Below are 23,103 nucleotides of genomic sequence, written 5' to 3'. Positions count from 1 at the left end.
GACCACCGGATACCGCTCGGCGGCTCACCCGCCGCGGGTGAGCCGCCAGGGCGCGGCGTGGTTCATCGCGTATCGCCGAGGACCTCGCCTTCGCGCCGGGGGTCGGCTCCGCCGATCCAGCTGTTGTCACCGTCGCGGCCGAGCACACTGAGCCCGCTGGTCTGCGGGGCCACCGACACCCGATGGCCCCGTTCGCGCAGCCGGGTGACGAGGGGGTCGTGGACGCCGTCGTCGCGCGCCTCGATCGCCGGATGCTCACCGCCCACATTCGTGACGGGCGTATTCGCGGCGCCGATGGCCGGCGCGGAGACCGCCTGCTGCGGATCCAGGCCCCAATCCAGCATGCCGACAAGGGTTTTCACCACGAACTGGATGATGACCGAGCCACCCGGCGAGCCGACCACATGGGTGAGCGCGCCCCGCTCGGAGTCGTTGCCCTGCTCGAACACCAGGGTCGGGCTCATGGAGCTGCGCGGCCGTTTTCCCGGCTCGATCCGGTTGGCGACCGGCTTCCCGTCGGCGCCGAGCGGATCGGTCGCGAAATCGGTGAGCTGGTTGTTCAGCAGAAATCCGTCGACCATATGGAAGGAACCGAAGGCCGATTCCACGGTGGTGGTCATGGCCGCGGCATTGCCGTAGGAATCGACCACCGAGATATGGCTGGTGCCGTGTTCGGGCTGCTGGGGGCCGATACCCACCGGCGCGGCCCCGAAATCACCGGGCTGCGCGGTGCCCATGCTCCGGCGTGGGTCGATGAGCTCGGCGCGTGTGTCCAGGTACTCGGGGTTCACCAGCGTCTCCGGTGAATTGCCCGGCAGCGGAACGTAATCGGGATCGGCGACGAATTTGTCCCGGTCGGCGTAGGCGAGTCGTTCGGCCTCGGCGATGAGGTGCACGGCCTCGGCCTGCGGGACACCGCCGTTACGGTCGACATTCTGCGGCGGCATGGCCGGAAGATCGAAGTTCGCCAGGATGCCGAGCGTGGCCGCCACCGTGATACCGCCGGAGGACGGCCCCGGCATCCCGCAGATCTCGTGCGCGCGGTAGCCGGTGCACAACGGGGTGCGTTTCACCGCGCGGTAGGAGTCGAGGTCCGCGGCCTCCAGCAGACCCGGGGTGCGCCCGCCGGCCCGTGAGGCGGCCGCGGCGACGATGTCCTCGGCGATCGGCCCGGTGTAGAAGCCCTCCGCGCCCTCGGTGGCCACCGTGGTGAGGGTCTTCGACAGGGCCGGATTGGTGAGGACCGTGCCCGCCGCCTTGGGAGACCTGTCCGGATTCAGGAAGTACTCGGCCGCCGCCGGGTCCCGGGCCAGCTCGGCCGCGGAGTCCGCGATCTGCCCGGCCAGCCGGGGACTGATCTCGAACCCCTGGTCCGCCATCGCCACGGCGGGATCGAACAGTTCCCGCCACGGAATATGGCCGTGCTCGGTATGCGCCAGCTCGAGCATCCGGACCACCCCCGGCACCCCGATCGAGCGCCCGCTGGCGCGGGTGTCCGGTTTCGGTTCGCTGCGGTCGGTATCGCTGATCCAGCGCAGGTAGTTCTCGGTCGCTTCGGCCGGTGCGGTCTCCCGGCCGTCGTAGGCATCCAGCGTCTCGTGTTCCGCGTCGTAGTAGAGCAGGAACGCGCCACCGCCCAGGCCCGACGCCTGCGGCTCGGTGAGCCCCAGCACGGTCTGCGCGGTGATCAGCGCATCCGCCGCGGTGCCGCCGGCCCGGAGCACCTCGCAGGCCGCGCGCGTCGCGTGGGAGTTCGCGGTGGATACGGCGTAGCCGCTGGTGCGGACGGCGGTCATCTCGCTGCGGTAGCCCGACGCGATCTCCGGGTTGGTCGCCAGGTCGCGCGAGGTGGGGGCCGCCGAACCGGGGGCCGGCGCGGCGGTCACCGGGGTGCCGTTCGGTGCCGGGGTACAGGGGCCCGCGGCCCCGGTATCGTCGGAGCATCCGCTGAGCGAGCCTGCCACGAGCAGCGCCGTCACCGTCAGCGCGTACCGAATCCGTTGTATCGGGCGCATATTCGAACTCTAGCGGGACACGGCGACAGCGGCGGCCGAACTCGCCCCGCATGGGGGAAGCGGGCCGTGACCGGCCGGGTGGCGGATACCGGCGGCGCCGGTGCACGAGGTGGGCCCCGGCAGGCCCGGTGGCGCCGCCGGGCCGGGCCGTCGGTGTGCGAGCGGCCTGTGCCGACCGGCGGCCGGATGTGTCCGAGGCCGCTACTACGCTGGATACGTGGCAGATCCCGCGACGTACCGGCCGCAGCCCGGCTCCATTCCGCTCGAACCCGGTGTCTACAAGTTCCGGGACTCCTACGGCCGGGTCATCTATGTCGGCAAGGCGAAAAGCCTGCGCAATCGGCTCAACTCGTACTTCGCCGATATCGCCGCACTGCATCCGCGTACCCGCCAGATGGTCACCACCGCCGCGAGCGTGGAATGGACCGTGGTCTCCACCGAGGTGGAAGCACTGCAGCTCGAGTACAACTGGATCAAGGAGTTCGATCCGCGGTTCAACGTCCGCTATCGCGACGACAAGTCCTATCCCGTACTGGCGGTCACGCTGAACGAGGAGTACCCGCGACTGTTCGTCTACCGGGGTGCCCGGAAGAAGGGAGTGCGCTATTTCGGCCCCTACGCGCATGCCTGGGCGATCCGGGAGACTCTCGATCTGCTGCTGCGCGTCTTCCCCGCCCGCACCTGCTCGGCCGGGGTGTTCAAACGGCACAGCCAGATGGGCCGCCCGTGTCTGCTCGGCTATATAGACAAGTGCTCGGCCCCGTGTGTGGGCCGCGTCTCCGCCGCCGAGCACCGGCAGATCGTCGACGATTTCTGCGACTTTCTGGCGGGCCGCACCGATCGGATGGTCAAGGACCTGGAACGCCGGATGCAGGCGGCCGCCGAGGACCTCGATTTCGAGAACGCGGCCCGGCTGCGCGACGATGTGCAGGCTCTGCGCCGGGCACTGGAGAAACAAGCCGTCGTGCTGGGCGACGGCACCGACGCCGATGTGATCGCCTTCGCCGGGGACGACCTGGAGGTCGCCGTGCAGATCTTCCATGTCCGCGACGGCCGGGTGCGCGGGCAGCGTGGCTGGGTGGTCGACAAATCCGGCGATGCGGCCGATACCCCGGAGCAGGGCGGTGAACTGGCCGCGCTGGTGGAACAGTTCCTCACCCAGTTCTACGCGGAGCAGACCGCCGTGGCCGAGCAGACCACGGGCGACCAGGCCGCGGCGGTGGTACCGCGCGAGGTGCTGGTTCCCGAACTCCCGGCCGATGCCGAGGAGATCCAGCGCTGGCTGTCGACCCTGCGCGGCGCATCGGTGCGGTTGCGGGTACCGCAGCGCGGCGACAAGAAGGCCCTGGCCGAGACGGTGGCGCGTAACGCGAAGGAGGCGCTGGCCCAGCACAAACTCCGCCGCGCCGGCGATTTGACCTCGCGCTCGGTGGCGTTACAGGACATCCAGGACGCCCTCGATCTCGATACCGCGCCACTGCGTATCGAATGTGTGGACATCAGCCATGTGCAGGGCACCGATGTGGTGGCCTCGCTGGTGGTCTTCGAGGACGGGCTGCCCAAGAAGTCCGACTATCGCCACTACGCGATCCGGGAGGCCGCCGGCGAGGGGCGCTCGGACGATGTGGCCAGTATCGCCGAGGTGACCCGGCGCCGGTTCGCCCGGCTGCGCCGGGAGCGCGACGCCACCGAGCAGGCCGACCTCGCGGGGTCGGCGCAGGTGCCCGACTTCGGTACGCCGCCGGCGGACGACGGCGCCGGCCCGGCCGGTACGGAGGCCGACGCGGAGATCGTGACCCGGCCCGGTATCGACCCGAAAACCGGGCGGCCGCGCAAGTTCGCCTATCCGCCCAACCTCTACGTCGTCGACGGCGGTGCGCCGCAGGTGGCGGCCGCGGCGGAGGTGCTCGAGGAGTTCGGCATCACCGATATCGCGGTGGTGGGCCTGGCCAAACGGCTGGAAGAGGTGTGGGTTCCCGGCGAACCCGACCCGGTGGTGTTGCCGCGCACCAGCGAGGCCCTCTACCTGCTGCAGCGGGTGCGTGACGAAGCCCACCGCTTCGCCATCACCTTCCATCGCAGCAAACGGTCGCGGCGGATGACGGCGTCGGCACTGGACGCGGTCCGCGGCCTCGGGGAGACCCGGCGGACCGCGCTGGTGACCCATTTCGGTTCGGTCGCGCGACTCAAAGAGGCCACCGTCGAGGAGATCATCGAGGTACCGGGTATCGGCCGCGCCACCGCGGAGGCGGTGCTGGCGGCCCTGCACGAGCGATAGCCTCCGGCGCGGCGGCCGCGGCAACTGCACGGCGACCGGCGCCGGTCACGTACGTTTGTTCCTGCGTCCCGCGACAGTTTCCGGGCCGCCGACTACAGCTGGGTGACCGAAACGCAATTCCCGAACAAGATCCGGGTGGTACATGACTCGCGTCGAATCGAACAACAGTACGACAGTGGTGCCGGGTACCGATTCCGGCTCGGGCACCCCGGTCGAAGTCGTGATGGTGACCGGCCTGTCCGGTGCGGGGCGTGGCACGGCCGCGCGGGTACTCGAGGACCTGGGCTGGTACGTCACCGACAATCTGCCGCCGGAACTGATCGGCCGCATGGTCGAACTGGGTTCCTCGGCCGATCCGCCCATCCTGCGGCTGGCGATCGTCATGGACGTGCGCAGCCGGTTCTTCACCGGGGACCTGTCCGCCGTCACCGAACAACTGCGCGCTCGCGGCGTCCCCACGCGCATCCTGTTCCTGGAGGCCTCCGACGATGTGCTGATCCGCCGGTTCGGTTTCGCCCGGCGCCGCCATCCGCTGCAGAACGACAGCGCCGAGGGGACCCTGTCGGCCGGCATCGCCGCCGAACGGGTCCGGCTCGCTGGAGTGAAGGCCGCCGCCGACGTGGTCATCGACACCACGGAACTGTCGATTCACCAGTTGCACCGGAAACTGGAGGAGGTCTACGGCGGCGGCACGCCCGCTGCGCTGCAGTTGACCGTTCAATCCTTCGGATTCAAGTACGGTGTCCCGCTGGACGCGGACATGGTGCTGGATGTGCGTTTCCTGCCCAACCCGCACTGGGTACCAGAACTTCGGCAGCACAGTGGTCAGGAAACGGTGGTCAGCGACTATGTGCTGTCGCGTCCGGGCGCCGACGACTACCTGCGGACCTGTGATCACCTGATCGAGCTGACCACCCAGGGTTATCGCCAAGAGGGGAAGCGTTACATGACGGTCGCAGTGGGCTGCACCGGCGGTAGACATCGCAGCGTCGCGATCGCCGAGGCCCTCGGCAAGATCACCGGTAGCCGGATCGACGCGGGCGCGGACGGGCCGGTGGACGCGGTACGGGTGCTGCACCGGGATCTGGGGCGCGAATGAGTCGCGCGGACAACGGAGCCGCCGACCCGTCCGGGCCCGCGGTCGCCGCGCTCGGCGGTGGCCACGGGCTGTACGCGACCCTCACGGCGATCCGGCGCATCACGCGCCGGATCAGTGCGGTGGTGACAGTCGCCGACGACGGGGGTTCCTCCGGCCGGCTGCGCGCCGAACTCGGGGTGCCACCGCCCGGTGACCTGCGGATGGCGCTGGCCGCGCTGGCCGACGACGCCGACGGGGTGCTCACCCGCACCGTGCAGCACCGGTTCGGCGGCACCGGCGCCCTGGCCGGGCATTCGGTGGGCAACCTGCTACTGGCCGGGCTCACCGAGGTGCTCGGGGACCCGGTGGCCGCCCTCGACCAGGTGGGTGAGCTGCTCGGGATCAGCGGACGGGTCCTGCCCATGTCGAATATTCCGCTGGATATCGAGGCCGATGTCTCCGGGCTGGAAGCCGATCCGCGGGTGAGCCGTTGTATCCGCGGCCAGGTCGCGGTCGCCACGACGCCGGGCAAGGTGCGGCGGGTACGGCTGCTGCCCGCCGACCCACCGTCCTGCGCGGAGGCCACCGCCGCCATCGAACGCGCGGACGCGGTGATCCTGGGGCCGGGCTCCTGGTTCACCAGTGTCATACCGCATCTGCTCGTACCCGGGCTCCGTGACGCACTGGTACACACCCGGGCGCGTAAAGTGCTGATTCTGAACCTCGCCGCGCAGCCCGGTGAGACCGCGGGGTTCTCCGCCGAACGTCATCTCCATGTATTGTCCCAGCACGCACCGGATTTCGCGGTCGACGAGGTTCTGGTCGATTCCGGGTGCGTGCCGGAAGGGCGGGAGCGTGAGCATGTGGCCAGGGCTGCCGGCCAATTACGGGCGCGAGTAGTCTTTTCCGATGTCGCCGACGCGGGAACCGACCGGCACGACCCCGGAAAGCTCGCCGCCGCACTGGATCAACTGATCCACGGCCCTCGGCCTCAGGTGCCGGGGCTTCGAGTCGAGGGACGGCACATGGGTCAGGATGTGCGGTCCGGGTTGGGTGGAAAGGAGCACGTCTCGTGGCGATGACAGCCGAAGTGAAAGACGAGCTGAGCCGGCTCGCCGTAACACAGGTGAGTGCGCGCAAAGCCGAACTGTCCGCCCTGCTGCGTTTCGCCGGCGGCCTCCATATCGTCGGCGGGCGGGTGATTGTCGAAGCCGAAGTCGATATGGGCTCCATCGCCCGGCGGCTACGGCGGGAGATCTTCGAACTCTACGGATACGGGTCGGATGTGCATGTGCTCAGCGCCGGCGGCCTGCGCAAATCCTCCCGCTATGTGGTCCGGGTCGCGAAAGAGGGCGAGGCCCTGGCCCGGCAGACCGGCCTGCTCGACGTCCGTGGCCGGCCCGTGCGCGGACTTCCCGCCCAGGTGGTCGGCGGTAGCGTCGCGGACGCGGAAGCGGCGTGGCGTGGCGCCTTCCTGGCGCACGGCTCGCTCACCGAGCCCGGCCGTTCCTCGGCCCTCGAAGTGAGCTGCCCAGGACCCGAAGCCGCGCTGGCACTGGTCGGCGCCGCCCGGCGGCTCGGGATCTCCGCCAAGGCCCGCGAAGTGCGTGGCACCGATCGGGTCGTGGTCCGCGACGGTGAAGCCATCGGCGCCCTGCTCACCCGGATGGGCGCCCAGGACACCCGGCTCACCTGGGAAGAGCGGCGGATGCGCCGCGAGGTCCGGGCCACCGCCAATCGGCTCGCCAACTTCGACGACGCGAACCTGCGCCGTTCCGCCCGTGCCGCGGTGGCCGCGGCCGCCCGGGTGGAACGTGCCCTGGAGTTGCTCGGCGAGGATGTGCCGGACCATCTGGCCGCGGCGGGGAAGCTGCGGGTGGAACACCGGCAGGCTTCGCTCGAGGAGCTCGGTCAGCTCGCCGAGCCTCCCATGACCAAGGACGCGGTGGCGGGCCGTATTCGGCGCTTGCTGTCGATGGCCGACCGGCGGGCGAAGGAGCTCGGGGTGCCGGATACGGAATCCGCGGTGACAGCGGAGCTTCTCGACGACGCCTGAGGCGTGCGGCCGCCACGGCCGGACGGCCCCCACCGGTCCGTCCGGCCGGCGCGCGGCGGGGTGCGCAACCGGGGCTTTCAGCGCGTCATGCACCAGGTGCGGGGACCGTTGTCCGGGATCTCCACCTGCGGGCTTGTTCGGCATCTCCGCCGTCCTCCAGGACGGTCGGCGGAACTGCCGGAGTGTTCCGGCCGGGTGCGCGGATATCCGGTGCTCACGAACACCAGGTGCCTGTCGGGGAGGTGACCGCGAGGCATTAGGGTTGACAGGGCATCGGAACGATCCGCTTGACAGCTGAGGAGCGATAACGTGACTGTCCGGGTAGGTATCAACGGCTTCGGTCGTATCGGGCGTAACTTCTTCCGGGCGGTGGAGGCGCAGAAGGCGCTCGGCACCACCGATATCGAGATCGTGGCGGTCAACGACCTCACCGACAACGCGACCCTCGCCACGCTGCTGAAGTACGACTCCATCCTGGGCCGGCTGCCCGAGGATGTGTCGCTCGACGGTGAGGACACCATCGTGGTGGGCGATCAGCGCATCAAGGCGCTGGCCATCAAGGAGGGCCCGGCGGCGCTGCCGTGGGGTGATCTGGGCGTGGACGTCGTGGTCGAGTCCACCGGTATCTTCACCGACGCCACCAAGGCCAAGGGGCATCTGGCCGCGGGCGCGAAGAAGGTCATCATCTCCGCCCCGGCCAAGGGCGAGGACATCACCATCGTGATGGGTGTCAACGACGACAAGTACGACGGCAGCCAGAACATCATCTCCAACGCCTCCTGCACCACCAACTGCCTGGGCCCGCTGGCCAAGGTGCTGAACGACGAGTTCGGCATCGTCAAGGGCCTGATGACCACCATCCACGCCTACACCCAGGATCAGAACCTGCAGGACGGCCCGCACAAGGATCTGCGTCGGGCCCGTGCCGCCGCGGTGAACATCGTGCCGACGAGCACCGGTGCGGCCAAGGCCATCGGCCTGGTGCTGCCGGAACTGAACGGCAAGCTCGACGGCTACTCGCTGCGGGTGCCGATTCCCACCGGCTCGATCACCGACCTGACGGCCGATCTCGCCAAGAAGGCCACGGTCGACGAGATCAACGCGGCGTTCAAGGCGGCCGCCGAGGGCCCGCTGAAAGGCATCCTGAAGTACAGCGTCGACCCGATCGTGTCCAGCGATATCGTCACCGACCCGCACTCGTCGATCTACGACGCGCCGCTCACCAAGGTGATCGACGACCAGGTGAAGGTCTACTCCTGGTACGACAACGAGTGGGGCTACTCCAACCGCCTCGCCGACCTCATCGGCCTCGTCGGCAAGTCCCTCTGAGGAACGGCGTGACTGTCAAAACTCTGGAAGATCTCCTCGCCGAGGGCGTCGAGGGGCGCGGGGTGCTGGTGCGCTCCGACCTCAATGTTCCGCTGGACAACGGGCAGATCACCGATCCGGGCCGCATCGTGGCCTCGGTGCCGACCATCCGCGCGCTGGTGGAAGCCGGTGCGAAAGTGGTCGTCACCGCGCACCTCGGTCGTCCGAAGGGCGCCCCGGACCCGGCCCTGTCGCTGGCTCCGGTGGCGACCCGGCTCGCCGCCGAACTGGGCCGCAATGTGCAGCTCGCCGGTGATGTGGTGGGTCAGGACGCGCTGGCGCGGTCCGAGGGCCTGACCGACGGCGATGTGCTGCTGCTGGAGAACATCCGCTTCGATCCGCGCGAGACCAGCAAGGACGATGCCGAGCGCGCGAAACTGGCCGCTGCGCTGGTGGAGCTGGTCGGCGACGACGGTGCATTCGTGTCCGACGGGTTCGGTGTGGTGCATCGCAAGCAGGCGTCGGTGTACGACGTGGCGAAACTGCTGCCGCACTACGCGGGCACGCTCGTCGCGGCGGAGGCCGAGGTGCTGGCCAAGCTCACCGAATCCACCGATCGCCCGTACGCGGTGGTGCTCGGCGGGTCCAAGGTGTCGGACAAGCTCGCGGTGATCGAGGCATTGGCCCCCAAGGTCGACACCCTGGTCATCGGTGGCGGTATGTGCTTCACCTTCCTTGCCGCCCAAGGTCTTTCGGTCGGCTCCTCGCTCTTGCAGGAGGAGATGATCGAGACCTGCAAGGGTCTGCTGGATCGCTACGCCGATGTCATCCATCTGCCGCGCGATATCGTCGTCGCCGATTCCTTCTCCGCCGATGCGGAGTCGAAGGTCGTATCGGCGCACGAGATCCCGGACGGCCGGCTGGGTCTGGACATCGGGCCCGAGTCGGTGCAGCGTTTCGCGGCGCTGCTCACCGAAGCGCGCACCGTGTTCTGGAACGGCCCCATGGGTGTGTTCGAGTTCGAGAAGTTCGCGGCCGGAACCCGGGGGGTCGCCGAGGCCATCGCCACGGCCACCGGTAAGGGCGCGTTCACCGTGGTCGGCGGCGGCGATTCCGCCGCGGCCGTGCGGGCGCTGGGTATCCCGGAGGGCGATTTCTCGCATATCTCGACCGGTGGCGGCGCGTCGCTGGAGTACCTGGAAGGCAAGACGCTGCCCGGTATCAGCGTGCTCGAGGAAGCGGAGGGTGCGTAGATGGCCCGGAAACCGCTTATCGCGGGCAACTGGAAGATGAACCTCAATCACCTCGAGGCCATCGCTCTGGTGCAGAAGATCGCGTTCGCGCTGCCCGACAAGTACTTCGACAAGGTCGATGTCACGGTGATTCCGCCGTTCGTCGATCTCCGCAGCGTGCAGACGCTGGTCGAGGGCGACAAACTCCGTATCACCTACGGTGCGCAGGATGTGTCGGTACACGAATCGGGCGCCTACACCGGCGAGGTCAGCGCGGCGATGCTGGCGAAGCTGGGCTGCGCCTTCGCGGTGGTCGGGCATTCCGAGCGCCGCCAGTACCACAACGAGGACGACGCCACGGTGCTGGCGAAGGCCAAGCAGGCGCTGAAGCACGGCATCACGCCGATCGTCTGCATCGGTGAGGGACTGAACGTGCGCGATGCGGGCACCCATGTCGAGTACAACCTCGAACAGTTGCGGGGTTCGCTGAAGGGCCTGTCGGCCGAGGAGATCGCGAAGGTGGTGATCGCCTACGAACCCGTGTGGGCGATCGGTACCGGCAAGGTCGCGACACCCGCCGACGCGCAGGAGGTCTGCGGTGCGATCCGCGGCGAACTGGTGCAGCTGGCCGGCGAGCAGGTCGCCGAGACCGTCCGGGTGCTCTACGGCGGTTCGGTGAACGCCAAGAATGTCGGCGAGCTGACCAAGCAGACCGATATCGACGGGGCCCTGGTGGGCGGGGCGTCGCTCAAGGGCGACGAATTCGCCACCCTGTCCGCCATCGCGGCGGGCGGGCCGCTGCCCTGACCGATCGATAACCCGATGAGGCCCGCCGGTTCCCCACCGGCGGGCCTCGTCGGTTCGCGCACCGTGTGCCGTCGCCTGCCCGGTCCGGATACGATCACGCGAGGGTCGTCGGCCGGGTGGTCGGGCGGCGTAGCGGCGGTAGACGACGCCGTGGCGGATCGGTCGGGAGTGTGTGTGACAACTGCATCGGCTAGTCGACCGGGCCGCGCGAACCCCTGGATCGTGGTGACCGCGTTCGCGGTGCTCACCTTCCTTGTGTCGGGAGCCCTGCTGACGGTGCAGCCGATATCGGGTATCGACCCCGCCGCGCTGTCGTTGGTACAGTTCGGCCCCGGACTGGCGGCTGTGCTGACGTGGGCGGTGTGGCGCCGGCGGCTGACCGGTCTGCTCCCCACCGCGATCCCGTGGTCCGCGACGGCCGCACGCCTGGCGGTGATGGTCGGCCTGTGCCTGCTCTGCACGGCGGTGGTCGCCGGTGCGGCGTGGGCCGCCGGCGCGGATCCGGCCGGCTTCGTCTCCGTCGGTGGCGTCTCGTTCGCGCTGCTTCTGCTGCTGCAACTGATCGGCGCGTGCGGGGAGGAAATCGGCTGGCGCGGTCTCGCGCAGCCCGTGCTCGAACCGGCAGTGGGCCGCCTACCGGCAGTACTGGTGACCGGACTGGTGTGGGCGCTGTGGCATGTGCACGCCTTCGCGGCGGGGCCGGTGATCGCCCTGTCGTTCCTGCTGTCCACGCTGTGTCTCGCGGTGCTGTTCGGCTGTGTCGGTGCGGGTAGCCCTGCCCAGCGGATACTCGTCGCCACCCTCGGGCACTGGCTGGTGAATATCGGGTTGTACGTGGTGTCGGGTGACCGCACCCTGGAGTACCCGCAGGTGCTCTACACCGTGACCGGCGCGGTCACCGTGGTCGTGGTGCCGGCGGTGGCGGGAGCCGTTGCGCGGAAACCCCTTTCGGCCCGGCCCGGCGGTGCGCGGGCGCGGTAGCGACCGCGGGCGCCGCGGAGACGGTCGCCCGGCCGGGGAGACGGCCGGAGGAATTATCCGGCGCGCAGGATCAGTCCGTGGCCGTTGGGGTTGCGCAGGGTGAGGGTCTCGGCGTCCACGGTGGCCTGTGCCGTACCGTCCAGCGCGGCCAGCACTGCCCGTTCGACTTCCATGATCTCCGGACCGCACATCATCCGGGTGGTGGCCGCGGTGAACGTGATATCGGCTCCGGCCGGTGTTCCGGTCACCACCGCCCGGCCGGTCATCCGGTTGCAGCCGGCGAACCCGGTGAGCGAATCGTCGGCGGCGACGTTGAGTGCCGGCCGGATCTGATCGACGGTCTGTGAGCTGGTCTGCGCTTCCGGGGTGAGCAGGCTGGTCACCACCCATTCGGTGCCGCGGATCGGGCGGTCCGGTTGCAGCACCTTCTTGTCGGTGAGGACGACGGTGGTGTCCTTCCCGGTCAGGGTCAGCCGATCCTGATCGAGCTGCCAGGTGGGGTCCGCGCGCAGCAGGTCGCCGACCCAGGCGTCGGAGCCGGCCCGGTCGCCCGGACAGCCGACCAGCGTGCTCGCGAGCTCGGAGACGTGCAGGACGTGGTCGCGGAGATCCACCGCGCCGCTGTGGGTGTTGCATCCGGCCGCCGCCGAGATCCGGTCGTCGGCGAAGGTGAGGGTGAGCGGGCCGCCGCCGGGGATGGGTGCGCCGGTGACCTCGGTGGATATATAGGTGTGGCCCATGGGAGTGGGTTCGGGTGCGGTCGGCGCCGGCTCGTTGTCCGAGCATGCTGTCGCGGCGAGCAGAAGCAACGACACGGCCGCACCGATTCGGAGCACTGGTCCCGGCATGACGGCGATGCTACCCGGCGCGCGACCGGGTTCGGTGCGCCGAAACCCGCCCGTTGCTCGAATCTTGCTGATTCCAACGCTTCCTACCTGCGCCGTTGTCCTCATATTCTCGCTCGGCGATCGACGCGGGAGCGAAGGGAACATGATGTCACTACTGGAAACCGGGCCGACCGCAACCCATCCGGACGATCGCACCACGGCGCCCGCCGACGGGCTCGGGGCGGCCGACACCAGAAAAGCCGTGGTGGCGAGTCTGATCGGCACCACCGTCGAGTGGTACGACTTCTTCCTCTACGCCACCGCGGCGGGTCTCGTCTTCGACAAACTCTTCTTCCCGAACAACAGCGCATTCGTCGGAACCATGCTGTCGTTCGCGACCTTCGCCGTCGGCTTCGTGATGCGGCCGATCGGCGGACTCGTCTTCGGCCATATCGGTGATCGGATCGGCCGGAAGAAGACACTGGCCCTGACCATGGCGATCATGGGCGGGTCCACCGCGCTGATGGGTGTACTGCCCACCGCCGCCGCGATCGGTGTCGCGGCCCCGATCCTGCTCCTGCTGCTGCGGATGCTGCAGGGTTTCGCGCTGGGCGGTGAATGGGCCGGCGCGGTGCTGCTCGCCGTCGAGCACAGCCCGCGCCGCAAGGTCGGCCTGTTCGGCAGCTATCCGCAGGTCGGGCTGGCACTCGGGCTCGCCCTGGGAACGGGTGTGTTCGCGGTGCTGCGGACGACGCTGAGCGAAGCGGCGTTCCTCGACTACGGCTGGCGGATCGCGTTCGGCGCCGGCCTGGTGCTGGTACTGATCGGCCTGGTGGTGCGTCTGAAGATCGACGAGACACCCGCCTTCCGGGAGGTCGACCGGCTCAACCGGATCTCGAAAGTGCCCGTGGTGGAACTGTTCCGCAATGCCCGCTCGCGGCGCAACACAATGCTCGGATTGCTGTCGCGCTGGGGTGAGGGCGCGGCGTTCAACACCTGGGGTGTTTTCGCGATCACGTTCGCGACCGGGCATCTCGGTTTCGAGCAGGTGCCGGTGCTGGTGGCGGTCACCGTCGCCGCGGTGGCGATGGCGGCGCTCATCCCGGTGTCCGGTCTGCTCGCCGACCGCTTCGGGCCGCGCCGGGTCTACATCGCCGGCATCGCGGCCTACGGCGTGCTGGTGTACCCGGTGTTCGCGCTCTTCGAGACCGGGAACATCGTCGTCTTCACCGTCGCGATCATCGCGGTGTTCGGCGTGGCGCACGCGCTCTTCTACGGAGCGCAGGGCACCTTGTACGCGGGACTGTATCCGGCCGAGGTGCGGTACACCGGACTGTCCTTCGTCTACCAGTTCTCCGGAATCTACGCATCGGGCCTGACCCCGATGATCGTCACGGCGCTGATCGCGGTGGGCGGTTCGACACCATGGCTGGCCTGCGGTTACCTGGTGGCGACCGCGGTGGTGAGCGTGATCGCGACCTGGTTCATCAGCGAGGACGACCGGCTCACCGCGTGAGCCCGCGCCGCGCCGGATCACGGTCGCGCGCGGAGCCGATGCCCGAGTCGGCGGGCTCCGGCACCCGGTCGATGCGGGCCGGAGCCGGGCCCCGCCGGGAACCGGCCGGGGGTCCCTTCGCCCGGCGGGCCGGTCAGAGCGCGACGCTATGCTGTCCCGAGTGACTACAGCCGCAGCGAAACCAGTTTCCACTTGGGCGCCATTGCGGTCGCGGGTCTATCGGGCGCTGTGGATCGCGCAGCTGGTATCCAACCTGGGCACCTGGATGCAGATGGTCGGGGCGCAGTGGGTGCTGGTCGACGAACCCAATGCCGCCGCGCTGGTCTCCTTCGTGCAGACCGCGACGACACTGCCGGTGATGATCCTGGCCATCCCGTCCGGGGTGCTGGCCGACCTGCTGGACCGCCGCCGTCTGCTGCTCGGCGCGCAAACCACCATGGCGGTACTGGCGATCACGCTGGCGGTATCCACCGCTGCCGGGCACACCACCCCCTCGGTACTGCTCACGCTGCTGTTCCTGCTCGGCTGCGGCCAAGCGGTGGTGGGGCCCGCCTGGCAGGCGATCCAGCCCGAACTGGTGCCCCGGGATCAGATTCCCTCGGCCGCCGCGCTCGGCAGTATGAACATGAACATCGGCCGGGCGGTGGGCCCGGCCATCGCCGGTGTACTGGTCGCCCTGTCGGGTCCCGCACTGGTATTCGCGCTCAACGCCGTATCGTTCGCCGCGATCGTCGCGGCGCTGCTGTTCTGGCGGCGGCCGCGAGTGGCCAAGGACCTGCCCAGTGAACGGCCGCTGGCGGCTTTGCAGGCGGGGACCCGCTTCATCAAATCCGCGCCCGCGATCCGGCGCGTGCTGCTGCGCACCGCCCTGTTCGTCGCGCCCGCCAGCGCGCTGTGGGCGCTGCTACCGGTGATCGCGCGCAACCAGCTCGGTCTCGGTTCCTCCGGGTACGGCCTCATGCTGGGCGCGCTCGGCGTGGGCGCGGTCCTCGGTGCGCTGGGCCTGGCCCGGGTGCGGGCCCTGCTGTCCCCGACCCAGCAGGTCGCGGTCGCCGCGGTGGTGTTCGGGATCGCCTGCTGCGGTACCGCGCTGCTGCGCGTGGAGGCGCTGGTGCTGCTTCTGCTCGTCTTCGCGGGCGCGTCCTGGCTGCTGACCCTGGCCACCATGAACGCGACCATGCAGTTGTTGCTGCCCGGCTGGGTCCGGGCCCGGGGACTGTCGGTGTATCTGCTGGTGTTCATGGCCGGACAGGCCATCGGCTCGGTGGTGTGGGGCCTGGCCGCCGGGGCCTACGGTGCGGTCACCGCGCTGCTGGCGGCGGGGGTGCTGCTCGGCGTGTGCGCGGTCAGCACGATCTGGCTGCCGCTGCGGCAGTTCGCGCCCGGGTTCGATCTCACGCCGCACGCGTACTGGCCGGAACCCCAACTGGTGGTGGAACCGGACCCCGACGACGGCCCGGTACTGGTGCTCAAGGACTACGACGTCCCGGCGGACAAGGTGCCGGAATTCCTGGCGGCCATGAGCTTCGTGGGACGCTCGCGGCAGCGCACCGGCGCGATGGAATGGCGGGTGTACCGCGATGTGGGCAGTACGGACCGCTATGTGGAGGCGTTCGTGGTGCGATCCTGGTCCGAACACATGCAGCAGCACAAGGTGCGGTTGACGGCCCAGGACCTGCTGCGCGAGCGGGCGGTGTCGGAGTTCGCGCACGATGAGACGCTCACCCACCTGGTATCGGTGGAACCGCGGCCATAGGCGTACCTCCGCGTCCGCTCCGGCCGTGCGCGTCGTGCGTACCTCCGCGTCCGCTCCGGCCGTGCTCGGACGGCGAATGGGATTCATTCCGTCGCACCCTCTAGACTGTCCGGCATGCGGATGTTCCTGGATATCCTCCTGATCGTCACCAGCCTGCTGCTGGTGCTGCTGGTGCTGCTGCACCGGGCCAAGGGCGGAGGTCTGTCCAGCCTGTTCGGTGGTGGGATGCAGTCGAGCCTGTCCGGGTCGACCGTCGCCGAGAAGAACCTCAACCGCATCACCATCTTCACCGGCATGGTCTGGTTCATCGCGATCCTGGGGATCGGGCTGGAGATCAAATTCGCCTGACCTGCCGGTCAGTCGTGGCGGGGGACTCTCCCGTCCACATCGGTGAACCCGTAGTCGCCGGCCAGATCGGCGACCTTCCATGCCTGCCCGGATCGTTTCCCGCGGTCGGGGTCGGTGGCGAGGGCCACCACCGCGCGGCCCGCGAACCGCGGGGTCTCCGCCTGATTCAGGTCGAAACTGCCCTCTCCGGGAAGTGCCACCACCCGGTTGCCGTCCGCGTCGGCGGGCACCATCTGCAGTAGTTCGGTATCGACGATGCCCGGCCAGATCGAGACGGCGGTCACCTCGGTGCCGGCGAGATCGCGTGCGAAATCGGCGGTCATCCGGTCGAGTGCGGTCTTGGCGACTCCGTACACCGCGTTGTGCATATACCGCCGGGAGCCCGGCGAGGAGACATTGACGATCAAGCCGGCGCCCTTCAGCAGCAGCGGCGCGGCGTAGACGGCGGCCGCGTAATGCGATCGAACGCCCACCTCGAAGGTTTCGTCCCACGCCGCGGGCGGCACCTCCCAGAATTTGCGGCCGAGCCAGCGGGCGGCGGCGGGGGAGTTGTAGACGTTGTTCACCAGGATATCGAGCCGGTCGTGTTCGTTCGCGATCCGCTCGAAGAGCGCGGCGGTCGCCTCGTCGTCGCGGTGATCGCAGACCACCGGCACGCCGGTGCCGCCGAGTTCGTCGATCCGCGCGGCCGTTTCGCCCACGGTGCCCGGGAGTTTGCCCGGCCGGTCCGATCGTCCGGTCACGTAGACGGTCGCGCCGGCGGCGCCCAGTTCGAGGGCGATACCTTTGCCGATCCCACGGCTGGCGCCGGTGACCACCGCGATCCGATTCTGCAGGGGGTGTGGTGTTCCGCTCACAGTCCCGGGACGTTACCGTGAAACTGTAACGCGTTCTAGTATTCGGGAGGTGCGGTGGAGCCGACACACCGGTTCGTCGACACCGGCGGCGTGCGGATGCATATCGCCGAACAGGGCCGGGGCCACCCGGTGATCTTCTGCCACGGGTTTCCGCACACCTGGTACATCTGGCACCGCCAGCTCGCGGCGGCCGCCGCCGCCGGATACCGGGCCCTGGCCCCCGATCTGCGCGGCGCGGGCCGGACCGGCGCGCCCGAGTCGATCGACGACTACACCAACGAGGCCGTGGTCGGTGACCTGCTCGCGTTGCTCGACGATATCGACGCCGACCAGGCGATTTTCGTGGGCGTCGATTTCGGCGCGGCCCTGCTGTGGGAACTCGCGCTACGCGCGCCGGAGCGGGTGCGCGGACTGGTGATCCTGAACAACCCCTTCGGCCCGCGCGCCCCGAAACCGCCCGGGTACTACTGGGGGAAGATGGCCGAGCGGCATTTCCTGCACCTGCAGTATTTCCAGGAACCCGGCGTGGCCGACGGGCATCTGGCCGAACGGCCACGCGAATTCCTTTCCCGGGTCTACTTCGCGCTGAGCGGAGATTTCCACTATCTCGACGTGTGGAAGAACCCGCCGGGAACCCGCTATATCGATGCGCTGCCCGCAGCGCCGGAACTGCCCTGGTCGTGGCTTTCGAAAGACGAATTCGACATCCTGGCCGGTGATTTCGAGCGCACCGGGTTCACCGGTGGCCTGAACTGGTACCGGGCCATCGATCGCAACTGGGAACTGACGGCCGAGTATGCGGAGGCGGTGCCCACGGTCCCGGTGTACTTCGTCTACGGCGAGAACGACCCCGATATGGAAGGGTTCAGCGGCCGCGACCCGCTGGCCACGATGCGCGCGCTGCTTCCGGATCTGCGCGCCGTGCAATCGGTGCCGGGCGCCGGTCATCTGGTGCAATTGGAGGCGACGGACGCTGTGAACGAATTCCTGTTGGGCGCGCTCGGGGAACTGACCGGAAAGTAACCGGCGGAGCGTCCACTCGATCCGCTGATGGCGGCGCCGGGCCTGCTCGCCTGGTAGGTCGGTCCTCACGTGTGTCAGGCCCGGCGGTGGACATTCCTGCGCCCTCGGGAAAGTAGCGGAGCGAATACGTAACAACTCACAGAACCTGGCTGTGGCAGGCGCTGTTCAGCGGGCCTTATTGTGAAATTGTGGAATTTTGCAAGGGCTGTACGCCGGTCGGTTCCTGCGCGACGGCGCTTCGGTGCGGTGTCTCTCCGTCGCTCGCGGCTTTCGTTTCCGTCTCCGTGGTGGGCCCGATACCGCGGCGCCGGCCTCGGGTGTGAACCGGTGAGGTGGGCAGGAGACGAGGTGTTCCGGCGGCTCCGGGACGACTTGGCGGAGCTACTGACCCGGCGTTCGAGCGGGGAGTCCAATTGGACCCACCGGCACGCCGAGCAGGCCGGTGCGGGCGCATCGGCCGGCGAACACGCCGGTGAGCAAGGCCGGCAACTCGTTGCTGCTGCGACTCGCGGCCTCTCGGACGGTGCTCCCGAAGTGACCCTCCCGCGCGCCGATGCGCAAGGAACTGCCCGAGCGTGGGATTGGCTCGATCGGCAGCTACCGGATTGGCCCGCCGGCCGGCGAGACGATATCGGGTTGACCCTGAGTGATACGACTGCGTATTCGGCTCGCTCCACCGGTGCGGACCCGCACGTCGTGTTGGAAACCGCGGGCGAGCGTCCCGACCGGACGTTGCGGGTCCGGATTCTCGACCGGGGTGACGGCGCCCCGCCTGCCGAGGTGCTCGATGATTCGGTATTCGGCCGACTCGACCACCGGTCGCTGGTGGACGACCCGGACGGGTGGACCAGGGAGATTTCGTTCACAGTTCGCGAGACGCCTCCGCTCCCGGGGTGGCTCGGTGACGCACTGCAATCGGCGCGCCACCTGAGATTGAACGCGGGCGACGACCTCGCCATCGCTGTACGTTCCAAATTCTTGCCGAGGTTGGAAGATGCGCTGGGGCCGCTGTCCCCTCATGGCTCTCCGCTCGATGTGGCCAAGGACAATATGGACGCTGGTCTACGGCATGCGGCGCGGATCAACCACGCGCGACTTCACGCGGGCTCGACCGACCTCGAGCCCTCCTTTGTGCAGCTGCGCTCGGGCGACGAGCAAGTCGAGCTGAGCGTCTACCCGTTCTGGGACCAGGACTTCCGGGATGGACTGAAACGTATGGATTTGACCGACGACGGCAGTACTGTCGTCCCGGTCGCGGACTTCGCGAAAGCCGTGATCGAGAGAGGGGCCGAGCGCGCGGCCGGGCGTCCGATCGCCGACTGATCCCGTGGCCTCGACGGGCGGTAGGCCCTTCAGCCGTGGTCCGAGGCCGATGTGGTGGTTGGGTGCCGCCGGCTGCCCAGCACCTCGCGCAGCCGTGCGGCGAAGGCGGTCGGGTGGGTGGAGAGGCTGTGGCCGCCCGGGAATTCGGTGACCGTGCTGTCCAGTAGGGCGGCCAGGGCGCGGGCGCAGTCGTAGTTCCAGATCTCCCGGGAGCCGTGACCGGCGGCGGGCACGATGTGGACCGGGGTCCTGGCTAGTGCGGCGATATGTGCGGCGTCCAGCGTCGACGAGCGGATCTCCGGCAGGTCCCGGGACAGGAAGAAGTCCAGGTCGTCCAGGTCTCCGGAGCCACGCGGTGCCGGTGGCGTGACGCCGGGCTCCCGATCGGAGCGATCGGCGTGGACCAGTTCGGCGAGTTTCCGGAGCGCGGGCAGTGCGCCGTCGCGACGGTAGACCTCGTCGAGGGCGGCGAGGTCGTGTTCGGCACGGTCGCGGGCCGCGGTCGGCAGCAGGCCGATCGTGGCGGGGTCGTGGGCGATGAGGGTGCAGACCTGTTCCGGGTGGTCGGCGGCCAGGGTGAGCGCGATGAGCGCGCCGTAGCTGGAGCCGAATATTCGGGCCGGCTCGTCGGTGAGGGCTGCCAGGAGGCGGTGGGTGTCATCGGCGTGGGTGGCCACCGTCACAGGTGCGTCCGGGTCGTCGAGCACGCTGCCGGACAGGCCGCGGCGGTCGGGGACGACCACGGTGTAGTCGGTGGCGAGTCGTCCGGCCAGGTCGGCGCCGCGGGCGGTGTTGCCGTCGCCGCCCTGGAGCAGCAAGAGCAGTGGGCCGCTGCCGCGGATCTCGTAGTACAGGGTCGCGCCGGGGACGGGGAGGCGGCCGGTTCTGAAGCGGGTCATACCGAGCACCGTAATCCATCTTTTTAGATACATCAAGAAAGATGTATTTGGAACGATGCGTCTCGGGTAGCGTGCCCTTGGTGAACGGAGTCGAACTCTTCCTGCTCGGGCGCACGCTGATGAAGATCGGCGAGGAGGCGATGCCGACCGAGGGGCTGCCGCGGTACTCGACGAGTGTGCGATCGGTGCTGATCGTGGCCAGCGATATCGTCGAGCACCCCGGCAGCACGGTGGGGGAGATCGCCGCGCGCACGGGTCTGCCGCAGAGCCAGGTCTCCGGATGCGTCGCGCGCCTACGGGAGGCGGGCGCGATCGTGAGCGAACCCGATCCGGCCGACCGGCGTCGCGTCCTGATCCGTCAAGCGCCCGATGCCTCCGATCGGGTCGATACGGTCCGGGCGACCACGGTCGATACCGCGCTCGCGGCGGCGCTCGGTACCGACGATCCCGAGGAGGTCGCCGGGGTGGTCACCGCTTTGGAAACACTCGCGCAGCGGCTGACCCCGGGAACCCTGTCGCGGCTGCGGCCCGGGCGCCCGCGGTCATCCGTAACCTGACTCGCATGACCATCCGCGGCGTGCTCTTCGATTTCTCCGGCACACTTTTCCGGTTCGAACCGATACTCGACGGATTGATCGATCATCGCGGGGCGCCGCTCGCCGGTGCACGCCAGGCCGAGATCATGCGCCGGATGACCGCTCCGACCGGGCGACCCGAGGGGCTGCCCGACCGTCTGCGTGACGATTGGCACCGCCGGGATCTCGACCCGTCGCTGCACCGCGAACTGTATACGGCCGTGCTGGAGGGGTCCGGGGTCGGAAACCCGGGCTATCTCTACGACCAGCTGATATCGGCCGGCGCGTGGGCCCCGTACCCGGATGCGGCGGCCGCCTTGAAGGCGGTGGCGGGTTTCGAGTTGCCGGTCGCGGTCCTGAGCAATATCGCCTGGGATATCCGGTCGGCATTCGAACACGCCGGAACGGCCGACTACGTACGCGAATTCGTGCTCTCGTATCGCGAAGGTGCCGTAAAACCCGATCCGCGGCTGTTCGCGCTGGCCTGCGAACGCATCGGTGTACCGCCGGGCGAGACGTTGATGATCGGGGACAGCGCCGAGGCCGATGGCGCCGCCGCCGAGATCGGCTGCCTGGTCGAACTCGTCGATCCGTTACCGACCGATCAGCGGCCGCGCGCCCTGCTCGATGCCCTCGCCGCGTACGGCATCGGCTGATCGCAGCCCGCCACCGCGCACCACTGCCGCGCCCAGCGATGAATTCCGGGCAGTCGCCAGGTCTGTATCACCACCGGCGAACGAAGGGAATATCACGTGGAGGCACCAGAGGTAGTGCTCGAGGGAATCGTGTTCGGTGAATCGCCGCGCTGGCACGAGGGCCGGCTGTGGTTCTCCGACTGGGGCGCGAATCAGGTGATCGCGGTGGACGGCCCCGGACATGGTGAGGTGATCGCCGCTGTGCCCTCGTTCCCGATGTGTATCGACTTCCTGCCCGACGGGCGGCTGCTCATCGTCGATTCGGGCCGGCGGCGCCTGCTGCGCCGCGAACCCGGCGGCAGCCTGGTGACGCACGCCGATCTCGCCGGTGAAACGGATACACCGTGGAACGATATCGTCGTCGACGCCCGGGGCAACGCTTACGTCAACAGCATCGGATTCGATTTCCCCGGCGGGGAGTTCGCGCCGGGGTTCGTCGTGCTGGTGACTCCGGCCGGTACGGTGCGCCGGGTCGCGGACGATCTCGCGTTCCCGAACGGTATGGCGATCACCGCGGACGGGGCCACCCTGATCGTCGCCGAATCCTATGCCGAGCGACTCACTGCCTACGACATCACACCTTCGGGTGATCTCGCGGGCCGCCGGGTCTGGGCAGCCACGCCCGGCGACCATCCCGACGGTATCTGCCTCGATACCGAAGGCGCGGCCTGGTACGCGGATGTGGGTAACCGGCACTGCGTCCGGGTGGCCGAAGGCGGCGCGGTCCTGGACACCGTGGAATTCGACCGCGGTGCTTTCGCCTGTGTGCTCGACCGTGACCCCGACCGCCCCCGGCTGTTCGTGGTCGGTCAGGAGTACGGCGCGGAGACACCCGGACCCAGCGGCCGGGTGGTGGCCTTCCCCGCGCCCGCGCCGGGGGCGGGCCGGCCCTGAAGCAGAGCGCACTACCGCTCCGCGCAACAGGATGAATGTCTCGATGCTCGCGGGGCCGGATCCGGCTAGGGGACGGTGACCGTGACGAATTCGCCCAGCTCGTACCCGCCGGCGGGGCCCGTGTCCGCGCAGCCGCCGCGGGCGTTGATCGTGGTCCCCGATTCGAGACCCGTCAGCGAGGTCTCGACGGTCTGGCCCGGGCCGGCCAGCGATTCCGGTTTCGCCTCCCCGAAGAAGACGTGGTTGTTCTCCGGGCCGACTCCCGCCTCCGCCCAGCACTGACCCCGGTCGTTCGGGTTGTGCAGGGTCGCGGTCACCGTTCCCGGTGTGGTACCCGCGAAGGTGACCTGGGGTGCGGTGAACGGTGCGTCCGCGACCGCGGGTGCGGTGGTGAGGGGTGCGAACGTCGCGGCGGCGAGGGCCAGCAGGGCAGCTCCATGAACTCGTCTGATCATCACACGATCAGATGGTGCCCGAAAAGGCGTTCGGGCACAGCGGAATCCGCCCAGAACGGGCCGCGGTGGGGTTGGCGGCCGCCCGGTTGCCGGTGTGCCCCCACCCATACGAACGCGGCCCCGCGGTGGGTTCCGTGGTGACAGAACTGCGCCGCGGGGCCGGGCGTCACGACCGGTCCG

At 69.1% G+C, this 23,103-nt stretch carries 21 protein-coding genes; 16 read left to right on the top strand and 5 right to left on the bottom strand.

The features are described from left to right. Window positions 1-62 precede the first annotated feature (62 nt). A complete protein-coding gene (locus IG75_RS0112750; protein WP_030521453.1) occupies window positions 63-2,015 on the bottom strand; it encodes a gamma-glutamyltransferase family protein in 1,953 nt (650 codons plus the stop codon). A 217-nt stretch (window positions 2,016-2,232) separates the two neighbouring features. Here IG75_RS0112750 and uvrC point away from each other — a divergent pair, with 217 nt between their 5' ends. The 8 genes from uvrC (at window position 2,233) to IG75_RS0112710 (ending at window position 11,755) form a co-directional block, all read left to right on the top strand. Continuing rightward, window positions 2,233-4,293 (top strand): excinuclease ABC subunit UvrC, encoded by a 2,061-nt coding sequence (gene uvrC, locus IG75_RS0112745; RefSeq protein ID WP_030521452.1) that lies wholly within the window; start codon window positions 2,233-2,235, stop codon window positions 4,291-4,293. A gap of 142 nt (window positions 4,294-4,435) precedes the next feature. Further along, entirely contained in the window at window positions 4,436-5,392 is a 957-nt protein-coding gene (rapZ, locus tag IG75_RS0112740; protein ID WP_030521451.1) for an RNase adapter RapZ, read from the top strand. After that, window positions 5,389-6,453, top strand: a complete 1,065-nt coding sequence (locus IG75_RS0112735) for a gluconeogenesis factor YvcK family protein (RefSeq protein WP_030521450.1) — start codon at window positions 5,389-5,391, stop codon at window positions 6,451-6,453. The genes rapZ and IG75_RS0112735 overlap by 4 nt, the downstream gene beginning before the upstream one ends. After that, on the top strand, window positions 6,450-7,427 hold the full coding sequence (whiA, locus tag IG75_RS0112730; protein ID WP_174561180.1) for a DNA-binding protein WhiA: 978 nt from the start codon (window positions 6,450-6,452) through the stop codon (window positions 7,425-7,427). Before IG75_RS0112735 ends, whiA begins: the two co-directional genes overlap by 4 nt. A gap of 309 nt (window positions 7,428-7,736) precedes the next feature. Continuing rightward, window positions 7,737-8,756: a type I glyceraldehyde-3-phosphate dehydrogenase gene (gap, locus tag IG75_RS0112725; protein ID WP_030521448.1), complete on the top strand. Its 1,020-nt coding sequence runs from the start codon at window positions 7,737-7,739 to the stop codon at window positions 8,754-8,756. Window positions 8,757-8,764: 8 nt separating this feature from the next. After that, window positions 8,765-9,988, top strand: a complete 1,224-nt coding sequence (locus IG75_RS0112720; protein ID WP_030521447.1) for a phosphoglycerate kinase — start codon at window positions 8,765-8,767, stop codon at window positions 9,986-9,988. Then, window positions 9,989-10,774, top strand: a complete 786-nt coding sequence (gene tpiA, locus IG75_RS0112715; RefSeq protein ID WP_030521446.1) for a triose-phosphate isomerase — start codon at window positions 9,989-9,991, stop codon at window positions 10,772-10,774. It begins immediately after the preceding gene. A 225-nt stretch (window positions 10,775-10,999) separates the two neighbouring features. After that, on the top strand, window positions 11,000-11,755 hold the full coding sequence (locus IG75_RS0112710) for a CPBP family intramembrane glutamic endopeptidase (RefSeq protein WP_162183791.1): 756 nt from the start codon (window positions 11,000-11,002) through the stop codon (window positions 11,753-11,755). Between the two features lie 53 nt (window positions 11,756-11,808). Here the strand turns inward: IG75_RS0112710 and IG75_RS0112705 are convergent, their stop codons facing one another. Beyond that, on the bottom strand, window positions 11,809-12,603 hold the full coding sequence (locus tag IG75_RS0112705) for an META domain-containing protein (RefSeq protein ID WP_030521444.1): 795 nt from the start codon (window positions 12,601-12,603) through the stop codon (window positions 11,809-11,811). 145 nt (window positions 12,604-12,748) lie between these two features. On the opposite strand from IG75_RS0112705, the gene IG75_RS0112700 reads away from it, so the two are divergent. The 3 genes from IG75_RS0112700 to secG all read left to right on the top strand — a co-directional run bounded on the left by IG75_RS0112700 (window position 12,749) and on the right by secG (window position 16,202). Then, window positions 12,749-14,098 carry an MFS transporter gene (locus IG75_RS0112700; RefSeq protein ID WP_081876911.1) on the top strand — a complete coding sequence of 450 codons (1,350 nt, stop codon included), beginning with the start codon at window positions 12,749-12,751 and terminating at the stop codon, window positions 14,096-14,098. Between the two features lie 148 nt (window positions 14,099-14,246). Further along, complete coding sequence (locus tag IG75_RS0112695; protein ID WP_030521442.1) at window positions 14,247-15,854, top strand: MFS transporter; 1,608 nt, start codon at window positions 14,247-14,249, stop codon at window positions 15,852-15,854. Between the two features lie 114 nt (window positions 15,855-15,968). Next, window positions 15,969-16,202, top strand: a complete 234-nt coding sequence (gene secG / locus IG75_RS0112690; protein ID WP_030521441.1) for a preprotein translocase subunit SecG — start codon at window positions 15,969-15,971, stop codon at window positions 16,200-16,202. Window positions 16,203-16,210: 8 nt separating this feature from the next. Here the strand turns inward: secG and IG75_RS0112685 are convergent, their stop codons facing one another. Continuing rightward, a complete protein-coding gene (locus tag IG75_RS0112685; RefSeq protein WP_030521440.1) occupies window positions 16,211-17,059 on the bottom strand; it encodes an SDR family NAD(P)-dependent oxidoreductase in 849 nt (282 codons plus the stop codon). A gap of 96 nt (window positions 17,060-17,155) precedes the next feature. On the opposite strand from IG75_RS0112685, the gene IG75_RS0112680 reads away from it, so the two are divergent. Next, the gene (locus IG75_RS0112680) at window positions 17,156-18,082 is read left to right on the top strand and encodes an alpha/beta fold hydrolase (RefSeq protein WP_051714599.1); all 927 of its coding nucleotides are present in this window, start codon (window positions 17,156-17,158) and stop codon (window positions 18,080-18,082) included. A 699-nt stretch (window positions 18,083-18,781) separates the two neighbouring features. After that, window positions 18,782-19,405 carry a hypothetical protein gene (locus tag IG75_RS39070; protein WP_156058874.1) on the top strand — a complete coding sequence of 208 codons (624 nt, stop codon included), beginning with the start codon at window positions 18,782-18,784 and terminating at the stop codon, window positions 19,403-19,405. A gap of 29 nt (window positions 19,406-19,434) precedes the next feature. Here IG75_RS39070 and IG75_RS0112670 read toward each other — a convergent pair whose 3' ends face one another. Continuing rightward, window positions 19,435-20,304 (bottom strand): alpha/beta fold hydrolase, encoded by an 870-nt coding sequence (locus tag IG75_RS0112670; RefSeq protein ID WP_051714543.1) that lies wholly within the window; start codon window positions 20,302-20,304, stop codon window positions 19,435-19,437. Between the two features lie 80 nt (window positions 20,305-20,384). Between IG75_RS0112670 and IG75_RS0112665 the strand changes: the two genes are divergently transcribed. From IG75_RS0112665 to IG75_RS0112655, 3 genes are all read left to right on the top strand, one after another. Beyond that, window positions 20,385-20,861: a MarR family winged helix-turn-helix transcriptional regulator gene (locus IG75_RS0112665; RefSeq protein WP_030521436.1), complete on the top strand. Its 477-nt coding sequence runs from the start codon at window positions 20,385-20,387 to the stop codon at window positions 20,859-20,861. Between the two features lie 5 nt (window positions 20,862-20,866). Next, a complete protein-coding gene (locus IG75_RS0112660) occupies window positions 20,867-21,535 on the top strand; it encodes an HAD family hydrolase (protein WP_030521435.1) in 669 nt (222 codons plus the stop codon). A gap of 96 nt (window positions 21,536-21,631) precedes the next feature. Next, complete coding sequence (locus tag IG75_RS0112655; protein WP_036513689.1) at window positions 21,632-22,468, top strand: SMP-30/gluconolactonase/LRE family protein; 837 nt, start codon at window positions 21,632-21,634, stop codon at window positions 22,466-22,468. A 65-nt stretch (window positions 22,469-22,533) separates the two neighbouring features. Here the strand turns inward: IG75_RS0112655 and IG75_RS0112650 are convergent, their stop codons facing one another. Beyond that, window positions 22,534-22,923: a hypothetical protein gene (locus IG75_RS0112650; RefSeq protein ID WP_030521433.1), complete on the bottom strand. Its 390-nt coding sequence runs from the start codon at window positions 22,921-22,923 to the stop codon at window positions 22,534-22,536. Between the last annotated feature and the right edge of the window lie 180 nt (window positions 22,924-23,103).

Source organism: Nocardia rhamnosiphila NBRC 108938, from assembly GCF_000720425.1.
In the GTDB taxonomy this organism is placed as follows: domain Bacteria; phylum Actinomycetota; class Actinomycetes; order Mycobacteriales; family Mycobacteriaceae; genus Nocardia; species Nocardia rhamnosiphila.
The sequence above is the reverse complement of the archived record's forward strand: the minus strand, read 5'-3'. Positions and strand labels throughout refer to the sequence as shown.

Excerpts from the sequence above, each read along its gene's own strand:
- IG75_RS0112750 (WP_030521453.1), bottom strand. The coding sequence starts at position 2,015 with ATGCGCCCGATACAACGGATTCGGTACGCGCTGACGGTGACGGCGCTG.
- rapZ (WP_030521451.1), top strand. The coding sequence starts at position 4,436 with ATGACTCGCGTCGAATCGAACAACAGTACGACAGTGGTGCCGGGTACC.
- IG75_RS0112735 (WP_030521450.1), top strand. The coding sequence starts at position 5,389 with ATGAGTCGCGCGGACAACGGAGCCGCCGACCCGTCCGGGCCCGCGGTC.
- whiA (WP_174561180.1), top strand. The coding sequence starts at position 6,450 with ATGACAGCCGAAGTGAAAGACGAGCTGAGCCGGCTCGCCGTAACACAG.
- tpiA (WP_030521446.1), top strand. The coding sequence starts at position 9,989 with ATGGCCCGGAAACCGCTTATCGCGGGCAACTGGAAGATGAACCTCAAT.
- IG75_RS0112705 (WP_030521444.1), bottom strand. The coding sequence starts at position 12,603 with ATGCCGGGACCAGTGCTCCGAATCGGTGCGGCCGTGTCGTTGCTTCTG.
- IG75_RS0112700 (WP_081876911.1), top strand. The coding sequence starts at position 12,749 with ATGTCACTACTGGAAACCGGGCCGACCGCAACCCATCCGGACGATCGC.
- IG75_RS0112695 (WP_030521442.1), top strand. The coding sequence starts at position 14,247 with ATGCTGTCCCGAGTGACTACAGCCGCAGCGAAACCAGTTTCCACTTGG.
- secG (WP_030521441.1), top strand. The coding sequence starts at position 15,969 with ATGCGGATGTTCCTGGATATCCTCCTGATCGTCACCAGCCTGCTGCTG.
- IG75_RS0112680 (WP_051714599.1), top strand. The coding sequence starts at position 17,156 with ATGCATATCGCCGAACAGGGCCGGGGCCACCCGGTGATCTTCTGCCAC.
- IG75_RS0112670 (WP_051714543.1), bottom strand. The coding sequence starts at position 20,304 with ATGACCCGCTTCAGAACCGGCCGCCTCCCCGTCCCCGGCGCGACCCTG.
- IG75_RS0112660 (WP_030521435.1), top strand. The coding sequence starts at position 20,867 with ATGACCATCCGCGGCGTGCTCTTCGATTTCTCCGGCACACTTTTCCGG.
- IG75_RS0112650 (WP_030521433.1), bottom strand. The coding sequence starts at position 22,923 with ATGATCAGACGAGTTCATGGAGCTGCCCTGCTGGCCCTCGCCGCCGCG.